This window comes from Vibrio sp. 704 (genome assembly GCF_033339295.1).
Genome location: NZ_JAWOUH010000446.1, coordinates 1 through 697 on the forward strand (window position 1 = coordinate 1; position 697 = coordinate 697).

The following is a 697-nucleotide window of genomic DNA, read 5'->3' on the forward strand; positions in this document are numbered from 1 at the left end:
CGTCTTCCATATGAAGATCATCAACACGAGTACTGAAACGAATTTCACCACCTAGCTCGATGATGGTCGCACGCATTTTCTCGATCATCGTTACCAGCTTGAAAGTACCGATGTGCGGTTTACTTACATATAGAATTTCTTCTGGTGCGCCAGCCTTAACAAATTCAGTGATCACTTTGCGACCGTAGAAGTTTGGATCTTTCACTTGGCTGTACAGCTTACCGTCAGAGAACGTACCCGCACCGCCCTCACCAAACTGTACGTTTGATTCTGGGTTTAGCGTGCGTTTACGCCAGAAACCGAAAGTATCTTTAGTACGTTCACGAACTTCTTTACCACGTTCAACAATGATTGGGTTGAAACCCATTTGAGCCAACACCAAACCAGCAAACAGACCACATGGACCAAAACCGATGACGATTGGGCGCTCTGTTAGGTTCTCAGGTGCTTTCGCAACAAACTTGTATTCCATGTCTGGCGTTTGGCGAACGTGAGGATCGTTTGCGAACTTCGCTAGCAACGCGGTTTCATCGCCTTCAACGATGATGTCTAGCGTGTAAATAAGATGAATATTGGTTTTCTTACGAGCATCGTAGCCGCGTCTAAAGACGTTAAAAGAGATAACTTTCTCAGCAGGAATGCCAAGTTTTTTAGTGATCGCGTCTAATAGCGCGCCTTCCTCATGATCAAGAGGAAG

General features: G+C 45.6%; 1 protein-coding gene. It reads right to left on the reverse strand.

Translation table 11 applies throughout. The features are described from left to right. Positions 1-697 (reverse strand): NAD(P)/FAD-dependent oxidoreductase (locus tag R7R24_RS27005; RefSeq protein ID WP_411978837.1); only part of this gene is annotated, 697 nt, incomplete at both ends.